General features: G+C 40.1%; 15 protein-coding genes. 7 read left to right on the top strand and 8 right to left on the bottom strand.

Annotation, left to right across the window (positions count from 1 at the left end; genetic code table 11):
- Nucleotides 1–14 precede the first annotated feature (14 nt).
- The 3 genes from lsrD to lsrA are packed head-to-tail and all read right to left on the bottom strand — an operon-like array spanning nt 15 to nt 3,608.
- A complete protein-coding gene (gene lsrD, locus IUZ65_RS18545) occupies nt 15–1,028 on the bottom strand; it encodes an autoinducer 2 ABC transporter permease LsrD (RefSeq protein WP_195705514.1) in 1,014 nt (337 codons plus the stop codon).
- Entirely contained in the window at nt 1,025–2,077 is a 1,053-nt protein-coding gene (gene lsrC / locus IUZ65_RS18550) for an autoinducer 2 ABC transporter permease LsrC (protein ID WP_195705515.1), read from the bottom strand. The genes lsrD and lsrC overlap by 4 nt, the downstream gene beginning before the upstream one ends.
- Entirely contained in the window at nt 2,070–3,608 is a 1,539-nt protein-coding gene (lsrA, locus tag IUZ65_RS18555; RefSeq protein WP_195705516.1) for an autoinducer 2 ABC transporter ATP-binding protein LsrA, read from the bottom strand. The genes lsrC and lsrA overlap by 8 nt, the downstream gene beginning before the upstream one ends.
- A gap of 332 nt (nt 3,609–3,940) precedes the next feature.
- On the opposite strand from lsrA, the gene IUZ65_RS18560 reads away from it, so the two are divergent.
- The 4 genes from IUZ65_RS18560 (at nt 3,941) to IUZ65_RS18575 (ending at nt 8,384) form a co-directional block, all read left to right on the top strand.
- On the top strand, nt 3,941–4,894 hold the full coding sequence (locus IUZ65_RS18560) for a sugar-binding domain-containing protein (protein ID WP_229638242.1): 954 nt from the start codon (nt 3,941–3,943) through the stop codon (nt 4,892–4,894).
- Nucleotides 4,895–4,907: 13 nt separating this feature from the next.
- Nucleotides 4,908–6,491 carry an autoinducer-2 kinase gene (gene lsrK / locus IUZ65_RS18565; RefSeq protein ID WP_229638243.1) on the top strand — a complete coding sequence of 528 codons (1,584 nt, stop codon included), beginning with the start codon at nt 4,908–4,910 and terminating at the stop codon, nt 6,489–6,491.
- Nucleotides 6,492–6,501: 10 nt separating this feature from the next.
- The gene (locus tag IUZ65_RS18570; RefSeq protein ID WP_195705517.1) at nt 6,502–6,840 is read left to right on the top strand and encodes a cupin domain-containing protein; all 339 of its coding nucleotides are present in this window, start codon (nt 6,502–6,504) and stop codon (nt 6,838–6,840) included.
- 374 nt (nt 6,841–7,214) lie between these two features.
- Complete coding sequence (locus IUZ65_RS18575; protein ID WP_195705518.1) at nt 7,215–8,384, top strand: threonine/serine exporter family protein; 1,170 nt, start codon at nt 7,215–7,217, stop codon at nt 8,382–8,384.
- Nucleotides 8,385–8,395: 11 nt separating this feature from the next.
- On the opposite strand, the gene IUZ65_RS23525 is transcribed toward IUZ65_RS18575, so the two are convergent.
- Together IUZ65_RS23525 and IUZ65_RS18580 are read right to left on the bottom strand one after the other, a co-directional pair.
- A complete protein-coding gene (locus IUZ65_RS23525; protein ID WP_443083755.1) occupies nt 8,396–8,527 on the bottom strand; it encodes a zinc-binding dehydrogenase in 132 nt (43 codons plus the stop codon).
- 424 nt (nt 8,528–8,951) lie between these two features.
- Nucleotides 8,952–9,266 (bottom strand): DUF1330 domain-containing protein, encoded by a 315-nt coding sequence (locus IUZ65_RS18580; protein WP_195705520.1) that lies wholly within the window; start codon nt 9,264–9,266, stop codon nt 8,952–8,954.
- A 374-nt stretch (nt 9,267–9,640) separates the two neighbouring features.
- Between IUZ65_RS18580 and IUZ65_RS18585 the strand changes: the two genes are divergently transcribed.
- Together IUZ65_RS18585 and IUZ65_RS18590 are read left to right on the top strand one after the other, a co-directional pair.
- Nucleotides 9,641–10,498 carry an AraC family transcriptional regulator gene (locus IUZ65_RS18585; protein WP_195705521.1) on the top strand — a complete coding sequence of 286 codons (858 nt, stop codon included), beginning with the start codon at nt 9,641–9,643 and terminating at the stop codon, nt 10,496–10,498.
- A gap of 109 nt (nt 10,499–10,607) precedes the next feature.
- Nucleotides 10,608–11,645 carry an AraC family transcriptional regulator gene (locus IUZ65_RS18590; protein ID WP_195705522.1) on the top strand — a complete coding sequence of 346 codons (1,038 nt, stop codon included), beginning with the start codon at nt 10,608–10,610 and terminating at the stop codon, nt 11,643–11,645.
- A 111-nt stretch (nt 11,646–11,756) separates the two neighbouring features.
- Here IUZ65_RS18590 and IUZ65_RS18595 read toward each other — a convergent pair whose 3' ends face one another.
- On the bottom strand, nt 11,757–13,283 hold the full coding sequence (locus IUZ65_RS18595; protein ID WP_195705523.1) for a diguanylate cyclase domain-containing protein: 1,527 nt from the start codon (nt 13,281–13,283) through the stop codon (nt 11,757–11,759).
- A gap of 93 nt (nt 13,284–13,376) precedes the next feature.
- Nucleotides 13,377–16,259 carry an ABC transporter substrate binding protein gene (locus IUZ65_RS18600; RefSeq protein ID WP_195705524.1) on the bottom strand — a complete coding sequence of 961 codons (2,883 nt, stop codon included), beginning with the start codon at nt 16,257–16,259 and terminating at the stop codon, nt 13,377–13,379.
- A 287-nt stretch (nt 16,260–16,546) separates the two neighbouring features.
- Between IUZ65_RS18600 and IUZ65_RS18605 the strand changes: the two genes are divergently transcribed.
- Nucleotides 16,547–17,602: an AraC family transcriptional regulator gene (locus IUZ65_RS18605; protein WP_195705525.1), complete on the top strand. Its 1,056-nt coding sequence runs from the start codon at nt 16,547–16,549 to the stop codon at nt 17,600–17,602.
- On the opposite strand, the gene IUZ65_RS18610 is transcribed toward IUZ65_RS18605, so the two are convergent.
- Nucleotides 17,585–18,514: an alpha/beta fold hydrolase gene (locus IUZ65_RS18610; RefSeq protein WP_195705526.1), complete on the bottom strand. Its 930-nt coding sequence runs from the start codon at nt 18,512–18,514 to the stop codon at nt 17,585–17,587. The genes IUZ65_RS18605 and IUZ65_RS18610 overlap by 18 nt on opposite strands.
- Nucleotides 18,515–18,601 lie beyond the last annotated feature (87 nt).

Consider the following 18,601-nt stretch of genomic DNA (forward strand, 5'->3'; position numbering starts at 1 on the left):
AGAGTTATGTTTTTTTACTTTGCTTCTTTTGTAGCTTGATAAGCAGAAAACGTTCGATTCCACTTATCGAGAATAAGGTCCCAGTGACCAACAATTGATCGCCCAACAACAACGATGATTAACAAACCACCGGATAAGGCGCTTGAGATTTGGTTAGGAACACCTGCCATCTGCAACCCCTGTTGCATATAGCCAACGAGTAACGCGGCAAGAGCCGTACCCAATATCGAGCCCGAACCACCATAAATATTGGCGCCACCAAGTACCACTGCCGTAATAGCGGGCATAAGAAAGGAGGTACCGAGGTCAGAGCGAGCTGAACCAAAATAGGAGACGAGTAAGATGCCGGAAATTGCAGCACAAATGCCAACTAGGCTATAGGCAAAACATAAAGATGATGCAACAGGAATACCGCTATATCTTGCTACCCTGTCATTTTGGCCGATGAGAAATAGGTTTCGCCCAATCTTGGATTTATGCAAAATCACAGCGACAAAGAAAATAGCGATGACGAAAACAAACAACGGAAATGGCATACCCAAAACCATAGCGTTTGCAATATCGGTGAACCTGTCTGGAAACCCACCAATACCTTCATATCCAGTAGCCCCGGACATCCCTGAAAGCAGTAAAGCGCTTCCACCATACAAATACATAGTGCCTAGGGTAATCACTAACGGGTTAACACCGGTATACAAAATAAGAAGTGCATTAACCACTCCGCATAGCGCACCTAAAATAACTGTAAGCAACATGCACATTTCAACTGGTAGTCCCAGTTTAAATAAAACGCCCATGGCGATAGCACTCAACCCGATCGTAGAGCCTAGTGAAATATCGATGCCACCACTGACGATAACAAGTGTCAACGGCAGCGCCACAATACCGATATAGATAAAGTCACTGGTACTGTATAGCAGGACATTGAGACTCAGCATATTGGGGTTGATTGCACCAAACACCAATATTTCAGCAACGATTAATATAGCCAGAGCACCTTCCCAGCTCGCAATTTGATGAACTTTCATGACAGGTTCTCCTTTTTAACCTTCGTGCTGATACTTGATATTGTCTGTTCACCATCGGATCTTTCTTTGTCGTCGACACGGAACCGTGCGTAGCGTTGAGCCTTAGTTGCTTTCTCAATCGACACTCTAAGGCGGCCATCAAAAACCAATACTGAGATAAGAACTAACCCAGCGATAAAATCATTCCACCAAGCAGGAAGGCGAAGTAAGACCAAAACACTGTCTATTTGAGTAAGGAAAAATGCACCTAATATTGCCCCTATTACCTTCCCTACACCGCCAAGAAGACTGACACCTCCGAGTACACAAGCGGCGATAGCTTTCATTTCCAAGCCGTTACCAGTGGTGTTTGGAACAAAACCGATCTGAGAAGTAAATACGACACCCGCCATAGCGGCCATGGTCCCATTGAGAGTAAATGCGATGATTCTTGTCGTATCTACATTTACTCCTAGTTGGCGAGCCCCTTGCAGGTTGTCACCTACCGCATAAAAATTACGACCAAGTTGAGTATGTGAAAGTACATAGGCGAAGATGGCAGTAATAAACAAGATGATCCAACCAAAATAGGAAACCCCAAGAAAGTCAGATGAAGAGAGTTCTTTGATTGAATTTGGTAGCCCTTCAATCCACTTACCTCCCGTCCACAGCAACATCAGTCCCCTGAACAACCCTAACGTTCCTAGCGTTGCAACTATCGCAGGAATCTTTCCTATCGCGACGAGTACACCATTTAAGAAACCGCATAGCGCGCCCACAAAAAGCGCCATGAGCACGGCTATAGGCAAAGGAAAACCTGCATTAAGTGCAGTTGCGACGGCAACAGCAGACAATCCCATGGTCGAGCCAACCGAAACATCAATATTTCTGGTAAGCAGTACCATAGAGGCGCCTATCGCTAAAAGCGTGAGCACCTGCGCGCTGGAGAACACCATGGTTAATGTCTGAATTTCTAAATAACTACTATCTGCAATGCTTATGGAAATGAATAAAATTAAGATAGCAATCAGTACTGTTGACTCCCGATTATTCTTAATGAATTTAAGCATGATGGTTTTCCTCTACCGCGCTAAACGCTATCTTCATAATGTTGTCGACCGTAATCTGGTCACCATTTAGCCGTCCGCTTTGTTCCCCCTGATGCAAAACAAATACAGTGTCAGATAGGAGTTCAATTTCATCCAAATCAGAAGAGATCACGACAACAGCAACATTTTTTGACGCTATATAACGAATAATTTCATAGATATCATAACGAGCGGAAACATCTACACCGCGGGTAGGTTCGTCAATTATGAATAATTTGGGATTCGCCTCTAAGCATTTTGCTATTAGAACTTTCTGTTGGTTTCCACCCGAAAGTGTGCAGACCGCTTGATCATCATCGGTCGTCCGGATGGACATCGCGTCAATGTAGCTGGTTAAACGGTTTTTTTCCGTGGGTGTTTGTAACCAGAAACCAAAACGGTTATGAACCATAGCGCGGACATTCCAACTAAGTGGCGCATCCAAAAACAATCCAGAAGCCTGGCGGTCCTCTGGCAGATAAACGATGCCATTTGCTAAACGTTCTGAAAAAGAAAGAGAAGCAATATTTTTATTTGAAAAATTTACATTTCCATTATATGGTTCTCTTATTCCGCAAATTGTTTCAGCTAACTCTGTACGACCCGCACCCACAACACCCGCTAAACCGATAATTTCACCAGCCTTCACATCAAACGTGATATTTTTAAATCCTTCACCCGTAAGACTATCGACAGACAGCACCACTTCACCACTCTCACTATTTGTGGTCAGTTCAAAATCATAACCATGTGCCCCTGCCTCTTTGGTCTTATCAATTTTGCAATGTGGTGCGATAGCATTGATGACATCATCCGAAGTCGCATCCTTTGTAGAACAACACAGAGCAATACCGCCATCTCTCATGACCGTTACATCGTCAGAAATTTCAAATATTTCAGGAATCTTATGAGATATAAATACTAGCCCTACGCCAGATTCCTTTAGATCACGCATTTGAGAGAACAGGTGTTGCGTTTCCTTTGGTGTTAACGATGCAGTAGGCTCATCTAAGATCAATATTTTTGAATCTCTAATCAAGCCACGCATAATTTCGACGATCTGTTGATCAGCAACTTCAAGCGTGTTTGCTTCAGCATCTAGGTCAAGTATGCAGTTGAGTGCCTTAAGCGTTTTTTCTAGCTTAGTTTGCATTTCAGAGGTTTTTGGTAACTGAAACAGGATGTTTTCTCTAACCGACAGATTTGGAAATAGCAGAGGTTCTTGAGGAACAAGATAAATACCCATTTTATGTGCTGTTTTTGGGGAAAACTGGTCTACTTTGTCCCCACAAATAATAATCTCGCCGCTATCCGGTTGAAGCAACCCAGCAATGATTTTCATTAACGTTGACTTCCCCGCGCCATTACCACCAAGCAAGGCATGAATTTGTCCTTCTTTAAGCGAAAAATTGATGTCTTTTAGAACCTCAATTCCAGAGAATTGCTTTGAAACACCACTCACACGAACCAGCTCTTTTAACGAACCCGTTGCGGTACGGTCAAAAACATCCATCTTGCCTCCAAACATCGCACAAATTGAACATATGTTTTATTTATACTCATTTGTTCAAAGCATAGACCTAAGGATAGGTTAAAACTTAACCACAGATCACAAATTGTTATTACTCTTATGATTTAATTTGAAAGTAGATTTAGATCACAATTATTCTTTATTTTATGGTCAATTATAGGAATACTCCGATTGAAATCGAATTTAACAATCATTAACTTTCATATAGTAAGTAAATTATCAGTTACATTTCACACATAGTGTTTTATAATTTTTAGATCATTAACAATGAACAAATGATAATTTATTTTTTATTATTTCAATCTGGAGAGTACATGTTGGAGCTAATTGATATGATGAGTGAAGAAGAGCAAGTAGCAAGGATTGCTTGGTTTTACTATAACGACAACCTGACTCAAACAGAGATAGGTAATATGCTAGGTATTCCTAGATTAAAAGTGTCGCGATTGCTCGAAAAGGGGAGAAAACAGGGGTTAATACACGTTCGTATCCACTCTCGTTTTGAAGGGTGTCTAGACTTAGAACAGCAACTAAAATCCCACTTTAACTTAACCGATGTTCGAGTTATCCCAGATACCGACCCAATGGATCAAGATATAAATCATAGGGTAAGTATTGGCGCGGCAAGTGTCATTGCAGACAAGGTTAGTCCCGATGACCTACTCGCTGTTGGCTTTGGTGAAACTATTATGGCTACATTAAAAAACCTTGGTAGTTTCATCCAAACAAAACAGGTCTCTGTAGTTTCATTAGCTGGTGGGGTTGGAAATTACATGAAGGGTATTTCCCACCTAGACGCGAGTTGCAAAGTAAATCTTGTTCCAGCGCCATTACGGGTGTCATCAAAAAACGTCGCAGATGTTCTGTACAAAGAATCCAGTGTCAACGATGTTCTCATGGCTTCATGCTCAGCGGATGTAGCCGTTATATCCATAGGATCTATAGCACAAGTCGAGAAAGCAACCATGTATCAAACGGGTTATATCTCCCTTGGAGAACAGAAAATGCTTCAACGCAAAGGAGCTAAAGGCGACATTCTAGGATATTTCATCGACAAAAATGGAGACGTTCTTGAAGATGTAAACCTGCACGAAGAGTTAATTTCAATGCGACCAGAAAAATTAAGAGATATTCCATTAGTAATAGGGGTTGCTGGCGGGAAAGTGAAATCCGAGGCTATTTTAGCTGCGTTAAAAGGCAGTTATATCAATGTCTTGGTTACTAATGAATCGACAGCGAGAGAAATTCTTAAATTGATTGTGATTTAAAGTTGGGGACGCTATGCAAAAGAACAGGGAGGACCATCAACACTTGATGGCTATTGATGCTGGCACAGGTTCGGTTCGTGCCGTGATTTTTAACATAAAAGGGGAGCAGATTTCAGTTGGTCAAAGGGAGTGGACTCATCAACCGGTTTCCGGTTCAGAGGGTTCGATGGACTTTGACCTAGAGAACAATTGGGAGTTGATATGTCAGTGTACACAGCAAGCGATCTCCCAAGCTCAAATCCCTGTTGATTCAATAGTTGGCGTTTCCAGTTGTTCTATGCGAGAAGGTATCGTTGTTTATGATAAAGAAAAAAAACCAATCTGGGCTTGTGCCAATGTAGATGCGAGAGCAGGTAAACAAGTCGTTCACTTAAAATCCCTACAAGATGGTGCCTTTGAAGAAAATATATACCACTTAACGGGGCAAACTCTAGCCCTCGGTGCTTTGGCCCGCCTTACATGGTTAAAGGACAATCGATACGATATCTATAACAATATCGATTCTATAAGCATGATAAGTGACTGGGTAGGTTACAAACTATGCGACAAAATTGCCGTTGACCCATCCAATGCAGGTACAACAGGCATGTTAAATTTGCACTCTCGACAATGGGATTCTAATATTTTATCGGAAGCCGGGCTTAACTCGGATATTCTACCTCCCGTTTTAGAAACCGGTAGTGTATTAGGAAAAATCACCGCCAAAGCAGCGATAGAGTCCGGTCTATGCGAAGGAACACCTTTTGTTATGGGCGGTGGTGATGTCCAATTAGGGTGCTTAGGGCTTGGTATCGTACGGCCTCACCAGACGGCTATTCTTGGTGGAACGTTCTGGCAGCAGGTAGTAAATCTCCCCGAAGCAATGACGGACCCTGACATGAATGTTCGAATCAATCCTCACGTTATCCCCGGAATGGTTCAAGCAGAGTCTATCAGTTTTTTTACTGGCCTAACGATGCGATGGTTTCGAGACGCCTTTTGTGGTGAAGAGAAGCTTGTTGCTGAGCGACTAGGGAAAGACGTGTACACCTTGCTCGAAGATATGGCAAGAAACGTTCCTTGTGGCTCTCACGGTGTCATGCCTATTTTCTCAGATGCTATGCATTTTAAAACCTGGTATCACGCTGCGCCTTCATTCATCAACCTTTCAATCGATCCGGAAAAATGTAACAAACCAACGTTATTCCGTTCTTTGGAAGAAAATGCTTCGATAGTTTCCTCATGCAACCTTGAACAAGTATTCGAGTTTTCCAAAGCCCACCCAGATCACATCGTATTCGCTGGTGGTGCTTCTAAAGGCACTCTATGGAGCCAAATTCTTGCGGATGTAACAGGGATGGAAGTTCGTGTTCCAGTAGTAAAAGAAGCAACAGCCCTTGGCTGCGCAATTGCAGCCGGAGTTGGCACAGGCATCTATTCTGATTTAATTTCGGCAGGCGAAAAACTAGTAGAATGGGAAACGAGTTACTACCCTAACACAGAGAATACTGAAATCTATCAGGAACTAAAATCTAAGTGGTTGAGTATCTACAAAGAGCAGTTGCACCTTGTAGATGATGGCCTTACTACCTCACTTTGGAAAGCAACCGGTCTATAAGGAGCACATTATGCACAAGACTAATGAACGAGACCACAGTTTCCGCTTCGACGATCACGGCCCAAAATACTTGATGCGGACAGAGGAATATGACCTAGGCCTCGTTGTTCTAAAACCGAATCAGGAGTTTAAAAAACACCACCACGCTCATGCGTCAGAGACATTTTATACCCTCTCAGGAGAGATACACCTCTATATCGATGATGATCTACAAGTTTTGGCTCAAGGAGACATACTCAGATGTGACCCAAAAGAAAATCATTATGTTGTAAATAAGGGGACGGAAGACTGGAAAGCTATATTTATTAAGTCTCCTCCAATTAACGGCGATAGTGTCTATCCGGACTGATTAAATCCGATAAGTTTTGGTCAATCAAACTTTCCATTCAAAATATTTACGGGTATTGAATGGAAAGCCCTAACCATTTTCCGGGTTAATCTACCCGATAATTAAAAATCAGAGTACAGATTTATTATCAGAAAAACGGATGCGTTTGATTTCTATTGCTACCGCTATGCTTATAAGTTTTAACTAAAACACACCACACCAGCACCTCCTAATGAGACTAATATTCGGCATTGAGCATATTATAAAACTATAGCGCGCTCTAGTAGGGTAAGCTCCTCTCAATACGATTACTTTATTCGTTACTTCCACTCTTGAATCTAGGGTGGAATTTAACCTAGTGGTAATGTATAACACTAATCAAAAATAGAGTAGTTATGAAGAATAAGAATGAGTTAGAACGTACCCATGATGAGATATTGGGGTTTTCAGATAGATTACACCAGTCAGGTTGTGCTCCGTATTCAGTATCTGAATATACGAAATTGTATGCCAAGAATCGTAATGTCGATATTTCAATCGACGTAACGCCAACTAAGGTCATCACTGTCTTCGAAAAACCTATTCAAAACGTAGTGATAGAAACCAAAAAACCACCTTCTGTTAACCTGCGCAATTTGGTCGCAACGTTAGAAGCATTCTCTACTAAAAAAAAGTTTAGGCCCGCAGAGAAATACTCAAACCGAATGTTGTGTATCGCCAATATAATGCTACCGCCTTGCTATTTGATGTTGGTAGGAACCACATATTTCGCTGTCGTAATCTCGGCGATTTTGGGGTTAATTGCTTGGCTTGCACAGGTTACGCTAAAGGGAGAGAAAGCACTGCTCATCGAGTTTTTAGTTGCGCTTATTGCCAGTTTCTTGGTCGGATTAATGGCGGCCCATTATCCTCAGTTGCCTACCCTTGCGTTATGTATCTCATCCATTGTGCTTTTTATCCCCGGCCTTACTGTAACCAATGCCTTAGGGAGCTTAGCGCTAAACGATTTCCGATCAGGCATTGAATTGCTCGCACAAAGCACGCTTGTGGTCATTAAAGTATTCATCGGTATTGTACTAGGTTTAAGTTTGTCCAGTCTAATCACTCACAACACAGCGGTGGTAGAATTTGCCAACGAAATCCCTCTATTTCTGCATGTAATGGCTCTTATCGGTATATCGGTTGCCATCGGTATTGTTTTTAACGCGAGCATGAAAGATATCATTATCGGTTTACCTGCCGCCGCGATTGGGATGTGGGGACCACACTGGTTTACTTCTGATTGGGTTGTGGGTACCTGGATTAGTACCATGCTGATCACGTTATATGGACTAGCTGCGGGTAAAGTACGAGAGGTACCCCCTTTGGTTTACATTATCCAAGGCATTATTATTTTGGTTCCCGGCAGTAGAATTATTGTCGGGGCAAGTGAATCCTTTTTTGCCACTGCTATCTTGCCCATTCCAAATATTGGTATGTCAGCACTACTGATGTTTTGCGCCATTGTTGCTGGCCAGATTATGGTCTACTCGTTTTTCAATCGGAATTTCAGCTCCATCGAATAACGTTATAAAACTCAGTGAGCAGACATAGACAATATAATCTTCCCTCTAGAATGGCCACTCTGAATATGAGTGTGCGCTTCGATAATATGCTCTTTTCTATAAATTTCTTGTATATAGGGAAACAATTTACCGTTATCTACCAAGCTCGCTAGATGCCGTAAGTCTCTTCCTTTTTGAGTTGTTTTGAAAAATAGTGTCTTTCACACCTACCAGCTGCGCCAAAGACAGTTTCGTAGTGATGACCAATTTCTGAAGGTTTAGATTTAGTGTAATCGTACACATAATGTGCACCTAATGACGAAATAAAGTCCACATTATCGGTGCCTGAGATATCCATACCTGTTAATCATGGTAGTGACTCTCGTGCGAGTGTTCTTCTAAATTTGCCCTCACGCAACAACGCATCTTTCAGGTTAATTACTAGCCGCAACTTTAATGAGTAACGAATCAGAATCGAACTTTGGTTCTGGCCAATTGTCGACCCACTCTAAAACACTAATGATTACTGCGCACGATAAGTAGACAGTTGTATGCAGAATGAAAAAGGTGTTCGAATAGCTATGGTCGCTATATGTTCTTGTTAAGTACCTTTTCGTAGCTCGCAATAATAGTGGTATTAAGAACTGACTTTACAAAGAACTGATCCTTGACCTTCAAGTAACTGCGGTCTGAAAAGAACTCATCGGCTGTCCTCTCGCTAGGGAATCTAATTGTAAACACTCTATTTATTGGCTCAGTGACTTCCGACAGTAGCACCTTAGAAACGACAAAATCGAAACCAAAACTTCCACCATACGTGACTAATATAGGTTTCATCGATTCACGGTATTGAGCATAAACTTCATTATTTGAGACCTCTAATCCAACAAGAATTTCATACATACATACTTTACTCTACGTTTAATTTTCAGCTCACCGTACTGCAAAACCTCGAATCTTTGAAGTACTTAAACAACATTTTCTAGAATCTCAGTAAAAACGACTCTCAAGCTAGCAGCAAAAAATAAGTGTTTACGTTTATACCTTATATAATCTACCACTATACTGTTATTGGTCAGATAGGAAAACGTGTTAATTCCTATACACCATGAGCTACGATGATGGGTTAAGGGAGATAAACGACAATAGAATCCGATAATGAAAACGTTATCACATATTTTTGTTATTGGGTCAAAAACAGCAACTTTAATCATGCAATATTTGAATGATAACCTAAGATTAAAGGTTGCTGCTATATATGAGGTTACCAGCCAAAGATGAATTATAGAGATCGCCTATACAAATTGATTGAGTACATAGACGCTAATCTAGAGGAAGATCTAACGATTGAAAAATTAAGTGAATTTGCATGTTTATCGAAGCATCATTTTCACCGTCAGTTCTCTTCTCTATTCGGTATTACGGCATTTACTTATATCAAGCAAGCAAGAATGAAACGCGCATCATATCAACTGGCATTTAAAAAGGATGAGCGAATTATAGACATTGCATTCTCTAGTGGCTATCAAAGCCCTGAGGCATTTTCTCGCGCATTCAGTCAAACCATTGGCCAAAGCCCTTCACAGTTCAGGGATCAACCTAACTGGACTCTTTGGGATGAAAAACACAAGAAGTTAAAACAACAGCATACTGACATCGAAGTACTACCACGCGATGTTAAAATTATCAAATTCAGTGATGTGAAGGTTGCAGCAATAGATCATTTTGGGTCTCTAAATCTAATAGGAAATACCATCAATAAACTTTTTTCATGGTGCGCAGAGAACGGAATCTCTTTTGAAGGGGGGAATTTTTTCAATATTGTTAACGTAAGCGAACCGGATGAATTCTATTGCGAAATCTGCATATCAATTAGTAACCGTGTAGACCACAACTCCTATGGTGTTACCGAAAAGATCATTCCTGGTGGCCGTTGTGCGCTGATAAGGCATATAGGCTCGGATGAATCGATGAGTAACACTATTTCTTATCTGTATACCCATTGGCTTCAAAATAGTGACGAGATATTGCGTGACTCTCCATTGTTCATTAAACGAGTAAGCCTTATGCCTGATGTCCCAGAAGCGGAAATTGTGTCAGACATATACCTACCGCTAATGAATAAGTCGTATTAGACCATTTTAGTATTTTTATTTAACACACCACTTTTTAAAGCTGGACGACAACCACAAATATACTTCGTCAGGATGACTTGCACGGAAAAATCGATTGGAACGATATATAATGAAGATAAAAATGACTCAACTTGTTTCCATAGGTGGCGTAATAGACTTACTCGACGCGTGCCGTCATTTACCTTTCAATAAAGTCAATAACATTGACTTTGATAGGCTGACAGAACTAAATCAACAATCACCAAATTCATACGTTCCCGAATCGACAATAATTTCATTATGGCAATTATTAGATCGTTATCACACTGATAAACATATAGGAATCACTTTAGGACAACAGATAAATCCAAATTCAAGAGGATTACTGACCAGTTGGATGAGTCAGGCGGCGTCGATTGGTGAAGCACTGGAGATCTTTACAACTAATATTTCATTGATAAACGCTTCTGAAGTTTGGGAAATGCATATTGAAGGTCAGACATGCACCCTAATATGCAATATTGACCAAAACAAAGGTTACCCGGCAATGGCAATAGAAAGGAGTATGAGTGCGGTACTATCTTCGCTTCGAGCCCTTAGCAATCACACATTTTCACTGCATGGCGCTTATTTTTCCTATAAAAAGCCGACGCACTGTAGTCATTATACCCACGTATTCGGTCGTAATATAAAATTTTCTAGTGAGAATCATTGTCTCGTTTTCCCGACTAAATATTTGAAACTGCCCATACCAACAAGCAGTCGCCTACTAAAAGAAATCATAGCACACCAAGCTATGTTGACATTGAACTCATTGGCTTGCTCCGACATTTACCAATTGGTACGAAAGACCATTCTAAACGGTATAGAATCGGGAGAAGTGCCTTCCGTTGACGAGGTAAGCTCCAAATTATTTATGAGCAGGCAAACTCTCGCTCGACGTTTACAGTTAGAAAACACGAGCTTCAAATCGATCCTAAATGATGTACGACAACAACGAGCATTAGAAGAAATACAAGCAGGGAGGAATAGCTTAATAGAGATAAGTTATTTACTTGGTTTTAAAGACAGCAGTAGTTTTTACAAAGCATTTAAACGTTGGTATGGGGTTTCTCCAAGAAAATATTCACTGAATAGTAACTTGGCATTGTCTTTAGACCTGCGTTAGTTCTTATCAAAGCATCTAGGTCAACATTAAACTCATATTTAGTGGCCAAAAGCCCTGAAATTAGAATAAGCAGAAGGTCGAAAGTCTAGCTAACCTTCGATCTATTAAAAGCTAATGCCGACAAAAAGTGTAATTATTTTTACCTTGACGTTTTATTTTGTACATCGCTTCATCTGCTTTGCTGATCAGGTTCTGAGGTAGTAATCCATCTTCGGGGTAAATAGCGATACCAATACTCGCACTAATATATGCTTGCTCTTTTTCTACTTCATATGGTTTCGCTACAGATTGAAGGATTCTACCTGCAATCAATGTAATCGCATTTTGATCTACAACATTGGAAAGTAAAACTAAGAACTCATCCCCCCCAATTCTGGCTAACGTATTGCCCACACCAACACAGTCACGCACTCGACTAGCCATCTCTTTTAAAATTCGGTCACCAAAATCATGCCCATAGTTGTCGTTAATCGCTTTAAAGCCATCTAGATCGACAAAAAAAACAGCAACTTTAGTGTCAAAATGCTTAGCGTCAATAAGCGCTTCAAGCAGCCTTTCAGTAAAAAGCGAACGTGTGGGAAGCCCAGTTAATGTATCATGGTTAGCAAGATGACTAATCTGTTCCTTGGCCTGTTTTAATGCAGTAATGTCCTCCTTCACAGCAACAAAATGACTAATCTTTCCTGTTTGTTGTTTAACGGGTGCTATGGACGCAATTTCCCAAAATAGATCGCCATTCTTCTTGCGATTATGAAACTCTCCACGCCATGTGCCTCCTGCAACAATTGTTTGCCAAAGCGTCGCGTATTCATTTTCTAACATCTTACCAGATTGCAAAATCCTTGGATTTTGACCTACTAGTTCTTTCCGGGAATAGCCTGTTTTGTTTGAGGCGGCAGGATTGGCATAACATATTGAACCTTCAATATTGGTGATAATAATTGATGAGGCGCATTGCTCAACTGCATGAGAAAAGATTTGTAACTCTGAATTAAGTACGGCGTGCATCAACAAAATAAGTGTTATTGCTATTCCGCCTATGAAGAAAATGCCACTTAGAAATACCAACGACGATGAAGTGCTTGAGGTCAAAAAACTATTATCTGAATGAGAAAGTAGGGCTATAATTGCTCGGGCCCCATGTGAAACGCCAAATAGGGCAAAAACAGAGGCGACCATATAAGCGGCCGACCTCCAAGGTGCCGTTCTTTCACTTAACAAAGAATAGACTATCGCACCGCATGTTATGACAAACGCGCTAGAAAGCACTGCTATCCTAATTGCAAGATTTTGATCGATATAGTAAAAATAGTAGAACAGAACAGCAGATAAAGGAAAAAGACAAATATCGAGTAGCAGCAAAGGGGGACGAGCAATAAACACTCTAATTCCACGGAGTAAGAGCAGAAAACCGATCACATAGAGTGAATTAGCAACTATGAGAGAAATAAAAACGGGAAAATTGCCACGCCCTGAGATTAACAAACTTGCAATAGCAACGGCGGACATACCTAATGCCCAAAATCCCACACCATCTCGTTGAGAGTTAGCTCGCCACAAAGAAATCAACGCCATAGCGGAACCAATAGATATCAAGGTAGTGACCACAAGTAGAGTTCGACTATCCAAGGCCAGCATTTAGTATCCTTTTATTAATTATATATCTTAATTTCTATTTATCTGTTCAAAAATTTGGCCTTCATTCCAACGAGGCTCCCCATTTAAACAAGTCTACGTAAAATTAGTTTCTAAGTCAGTTAAGTGAGTCGGTTCTTTTAGGAAGAATTGGTCAGGTGACAAATTCCATTCTTCTGGTGGAGCCCAGGTGCCTAGCCATTCTAAGAGTTGATTGTGATGCATTGGTCTAGCAATTCCATAACCTTGGGCAATGTCATAACCTATCTCTTTTAGCACTCGTCCATGTTCTATAGATTCAACACCTTCAGCCACGGCAGTTAAACTAAATGCTCGACAGAATCCCAAAATGCCCTCTAGAATACTTCGATCAGTCGCATTAACAAGCATATCGATAACAAAACTCCGGTCTACCTTTAACGTACTCACTGGCAGCTGCTGTAGATACGTTAACGATGAGTACCCTGTACCAAAATCATCCAACGAGAATAAGATATCCAACTCACTGCAAGAACGAATAGTATTTGCAACATCGACTAAATTTTCTAGCGCATTACTTTCAACTATCTCAATTTCTATGAGCGATGAGAGAAACCCTGGGTATAGCTGAAGCTTACTTTTTAATATATCCGCAATGTTTTTTTGCCTGAAGTACGCGTGACTTGCATTAATACTCACTGGGAGCTCTATCCCTTTTTTGTGCCATTGGTTGGCCTGACTTATCGCTTCGTCAAAAACCCAATCATCTAGTGCTTTGATCAAATCATACTTTTCTATATCGTCCAAAAACTCAGCAGGACTTAACAGCCCTTTGGTTGGGTGGTTCCAACGTATTAATGCCTCAACACCAACTACTTTTCCACTCATTAAACTGACTTTGGGCTGATAATGCAAAACAAATTCTTGAGCGGTAAATGCGCAAAGCAAAGACTTCAGTCTTTGAGAGTCGTAGTGATGAAATTCATTACTCGAGAAATGCTGCACCTGATTTTTTCCGTTGGTTTTGGCAATGTATAACGCTTGCTCAGCTTGGCGAATCAAATGTTCAGGCTCCGCATCTGCGTGATGTTGGGAACAGCGAGTAATTCCTACAGACGCAGTAACGTTAATTTGAATGCCTTCGATATAGAAAGGTGACGAAATACAAGATAAGACCAGTTCAACTTCCTCATGCCCGTTAAGCTTCGACTCAAATAAAAAGTGAAATTCATCCCCTCCCAACCTAGCTAAGACACTATCTGTAGCAATAGCTTTTTGAATTCGGCTTGCCAATTTTTTTATAACGGCATCACCCAATTCATGCCCATATTGTTCGTTAATGCGTTTAAAATCGTCTATGTCGAAAAAAGCAACAAACAGAGTTTTACCGCTTTCTCTACTTTGACTCATTGCTAACTTCAAACGGTCCATAAAAAGCACTCTGTTTGCTATGCCGGTAAGAACGTCGTAGTAGGCTGTTTGTTCGAGTAATTTCTCTTGTCGTTTCTGCGCCGTGATATCGAAAGAGGTACAACAAAGGGCATAAGAATTTGATTTTTCATCGAGTAGCGCAACTTTTGTTGTCCTAAAAAATTGGTGTTCCTGAAGATCTTCTCGCCACAATTTTTCGTCTTGAGAGTATTGCTCTTTGCCTTGAAGCACGAGTTTGTCAATTTTTTTAGCACTTTGCGCAATGCTTTCATCATACAAATCAAAATCGTTTTTGCCTTTTATTTTCTTAAGCGACAATCCAAATTGATCTCGAGTTGCCCGGTTAGCAAATAAATAACGCCCATCCACATCTTTTAAATATATGTAGATATCAATGCTATCGAGAATCGTCTGAAGCTTTCTCTCATTGCCCTTTACTAGTCTCGCTTTATTACTTTTGATAAAAGAATGGGCAATAAGTACAACCGTTACCATTAACAATGAAAAAATAATTTCTAAACTGTACGTATCCAAAATACGTTTTTTTTGAAAAAGGATAGTTGTATTGTTAGGCAAACGAGAAGGCTCTATATCATATTTCAACAATTGCCGTTCATCAAACATTGGAATATTAGGGCTATTTTCAAGCACTGGAATATCTTGTATTTTTACTCCCCTAAAGTATTTTCTGACCATCAAACCTGCTTCATAAGCTTGTTGGGTGTGACTAATAACTACTCCACCCAAAACGCCATCACCTAGTCCATGAACATAAGGATGAACGATTGGAACCGTTGTGTTTTCAATAGAAAAGTACAACGACTCCTTAAACGACATACTCACTTTCTCTGTATCACGATAGGCTGATAGCAATAACAAGACGCAAGTGTTTGGATTAAGGTTGTTAAGCTCGGTTTTGTATTCTTGCCACGTAAGATTACTTAACGAAAGTGGTATCCAAGAAATATCAGGGTAATCATTCTTAAGTTTTTTCCAATTATTCATATCAGCTTTACCTGACGTAGTCCCATCACTTACTACCGCTATTTTTTTGTGACTAGGTAGCATATTGAGAATTGCTTCAATATTTTCACTAATAGATACCGCTTCGACGACTCCTGTTACGAAAGGATTTTCATTTTGAGCTTTGGCAACATCGACGTCATTAATCCCCAAAAAAACGATCGGCATATTCAAAAACAGTTCTTGTTGATGTTTAAGGGCGAACAACAATGCATTATCATCCGACACGACAACCGCGTCGTACTCAATTTTAGTCGATAACTTATACTTTAGAGACGTATAGAAGTTCTTTTGGGATATGTCATTATTGGTAGATTTGCTATCCATGAATTCAACGTCAATATTCACGTCCAAATCCCCTAATCCTGTTCGCAAACCTTCAAGAACCTTATCCGTCGTTGCAAAAGTAGGATGATAGGAATAGATAAGCAGCAGGTGTTTCTTGATTGCTTCAGATGCGTGAACCTTGGAAATAGTTAAAAGCAATAACAATCCTGACAGAAACACGAGATATATTAGGGGATATTCTTTTCTTAGAAAACTCATGTCCATCCTTGTAAGCTTGACGTCAAATCACGCCGCTCATGTCATCTAGAGAGAATTACATCGTTAAACTATAGGTAACACTCCGTCCCTTTATGAATTGACTTATAATTTTTAATTGTCGTACGCAAGTTCTATCTGCAGTCCAATTTTGCTGTGATGAACATGGCTCTAAGTACTACGTTGAGAATTACAAAAACTCATGTATTATCGCAAACAAGTATCCTAACTAGATTTCTTCACCACTTATATGTCTATACGTCCCAATTCACTGTCCCTTGGTACCATCAATGATTAATATAGATAGTGCAGATACCGTTTCGGTTGCGTCAGTCTTGGATGTCGTCGATGTTTGTGGCAATCTGCCTCCCTTGGCTAAAACTAAATTCAGAGCATTAGAGCTCAGCTATCTACATCAAAAAACACCCTTAGAACGCATCCCTGAAAGTACATTTATTGAACTATGGCACCTAATTGGTGAGTTTCATCCATGTTCTAATATTGGACTCGTCATCGGCCAAAGAATCACACCAAAGTCTAAAGGTGTGTTAGCAAGTTGGGTAAGTCAATCGGATACCATAGGGGAAGCATTAAATACTTTTCAAAAAAATATCATCCTGATGAATCCGTCTGAGCGTTGGACGATTTCAGACGACGGTATCTACTGCACATTGACGTTAACTGTTGATCCCAAAAAAAATTATCCGATACTTGCTATTGAGCGCAGTATGAGCGCAATGGTTACATGGGCACGAATGCTTAGCGCCCACTCTTTTCCTATCAAAAGTGCAGAATTTACCTTTAGCCAGCCAAAATATAGAGACCATTACGATGCAGTATTTGGGTCAGAGTTAACTTTTGAATCAGAAGAAAATCGACTGACATTTAAAACTGATTTTCTTAAACTTCCAATTGTTTCAAGTAATCAATATGTCAAAGAAGTGATGGCAGAAACCGCAGAAAAAGCATTAAAGATACTTAACAATACACGTGATATCAAAACACTAGTCACCGAGATTATAATTGAGAGTGTATCCAAGAGTAATTTGATTGGGATAGATATCGTTGCTAGTAAGTTGCATATCAGCAGACAAACACTTTATCGAAAATTAGAAAAAGAAAACACAACCTATAAAGCTATCGTTGAAGATGTTCGTAAACAACAAGTCATTGCCAGTTTAAGTAAAAGCAAACCACCCAGCATTACCGAATTAAGCTACAACCTAGGCTTTAAGGACACAAGTAGCTTTTACAAAGCTTTCAAACGTTGGTTTAATACGACGCCGAAAGAGTACCTCTCTCGTAATAAACAGTATTCAAGCCAAGATTCAATCGATATAGGCTAATTTAGGTACATCTTCTACAAACTGTTTAAAGTCTGCGAGCGATTTCTCTGGTACTTCTTCCATTGGTAGGTGACCCACATTTTCGTAGATGACGGCTTTAGAGATTGCAATATCACTATCAAAACGAAAAGCATTCTTCACAGGGAAATAGATATCTTCTTTTCCCCAAAGTATTAGTGTAGGTACTGATATTTTTGTTATTCTATTTGAACCTGTATCTAATGACGCTTTTACTCGTTGAGTGAACGCCTCTCGATTCCTTTTAAACAAGGACATGTCATAATAACGATTGACTAACTCTTCTGTAATCAATCGTTGATCAAAATACACGTCTTTCAAACTCTGTTTGACAATAAATTTAGGTACAAAATTTTCGATGATTTTGTCTAGAACAGGCAACTGAGCTAACTCAATTGGCATTGGCCACTCATGTTGAGGGTAACCTAGTGCATTAATTAACGTTAAACTTTTGACTTTATCTGGGTACTGTAAACTATATTCCCATGCAATTTTTCCACCCAGAGAACTACCAACCACATGCGCACTCTCTATACCAAGCTTTTTATAAAAAGTATTTAAAAAAACGACATCGTGTCGCACCTCATACTGATTGAATGTCTCATGTCCAGTTAATCCAGAACCGGGTAAATCCATCCGAACAACCCGAAATTCTTGCTTCAACTTCTCCGTCCACTTATCCCATGCATGAAGTGAAGATGAGGTGCCATGAATCAAAATTACTGTCTCTCCGTTACCTTCATCTCGATAATGCACTTTTGATCGGTTAATCCATACGAACTCTGATGCTTCATTTGAATATTTTTTTTCAATCCAGTCTGAGTTATCGTCATTCTCGCCACAAATTAATGCCACTGTAATAAAAAGTAATAGAATGGACTTCCACCTAATCATTTTCGCCTACCTAAAATATGAGTCATAGATTGAGTCTAGCGATGAGATTCACCTTGTGACTCTGTCTTTTCGTAACAAATTAATGTC

It is taken from the genome of Vibrio sp. VB16, from assembly GCF_015594925.2.
GTDB lineage: Bacteria > Pseudomonadota > Gammaproteobacteria > Enterobacterales > Vibrionaceae > Vibrio.

Bases quoted from the DNA above. Each gene is read 5' to 3' on its own strand.
- IUZ65_RS18570 (WP_195705517.1), top strand. From the start codon at position 6,502: ATGCACAAGACTAATGAACGAGACCACAGTTTCCGCTTCGACGATCAC.
- lsrC (WP_195705515.1), bottom strand. From the start codon at position 2,077: ATGCTTAAATTCATTAAGAATAATCGGGAGTCAACAGTACTGATTGCT.
- IUZ65_RS18600 (WP_195705524.1), bottom strand. From the start codon at position 16,259: ATGAGTTTTCTAAGAAAAGAATATCCCCTAATATATCTCGTGTTTCTG.
- IUZ65_RS18590 (WP_195705522.1), top strand. From the start codon at position 10,608: ATGAAGATAAAAATGACTCAACTTGTTTCCATAGGTGGCGTAATAGAC.
- IUZ65_RS18580 (WP_195705520.1), bottom strand. From the start codon at position 9,266: ATGTATGAAATTCTTGTTGGATTAGAGGTCTCAAATAATGAAGTTTAT.
- IUZ65_RS18595 (WP_195705523.1), bottom strand. From the start codon at position 13,283: ATGCTGGCCTTGGATAGTCGAACTCTACTTGTGGTCACTACCTTGATA.
- IUZ65_RS18605 (WP_195705525.1), top strand. From the start codon at position 16,547: ATGATTAATATAGATAGTGCAGATACCGTTTCGGTTGCGTCAGTCTTG.
- IUZ65_RS18575 (WP_195705518.1), top strand. From the start codon at position 7,215: ATGAAGAATAAGAATGAGTTAGAACGTACCCATGATGAGATATTGGGG.
- IUZ65_RS18560 (WP_229638242.1), top strand. From the start codon at position 3,941: ATGTTGGAGCTAATTGATATGATGAGTGAAGAAGAGCAAGTAGCAAGG.
- lsrA (WP_195705516.1), bottom strand. From the start codon at position 3,608: ATGGATGTTTTTGACCGTACCGCAACGGGTTCGTTAAAAGAGCTGGTT.
- IUZ65_RS18585 (WP_195705521.1), top strand. From the start codon at position 9,641: ATGAATTATAGAGATCGCCTATACAAATTGATTGAGTACATAGACGCT.
- IUZ65_RS18610 (WP_195705526.1), bottom strand. From the start codon at position 18,514: ATGATTAGGTGGAAGTCCATTCTATTACTTTTTATTACAGTGGCATTA.
- lsrK (WP_229638243.1), top strand. From the start codon at position 4,908: ATGCAAAAGAACAGGGAGGACCATCAACACTTGATGGCTATTGATGCT.
- lsrD (WP_195705514.1), bottom strand. From the start codon at position 1,028: ATGAAAGTTCATCAAATTGCGAGCTGGGAAGGTGCTCTGGCTATATTA.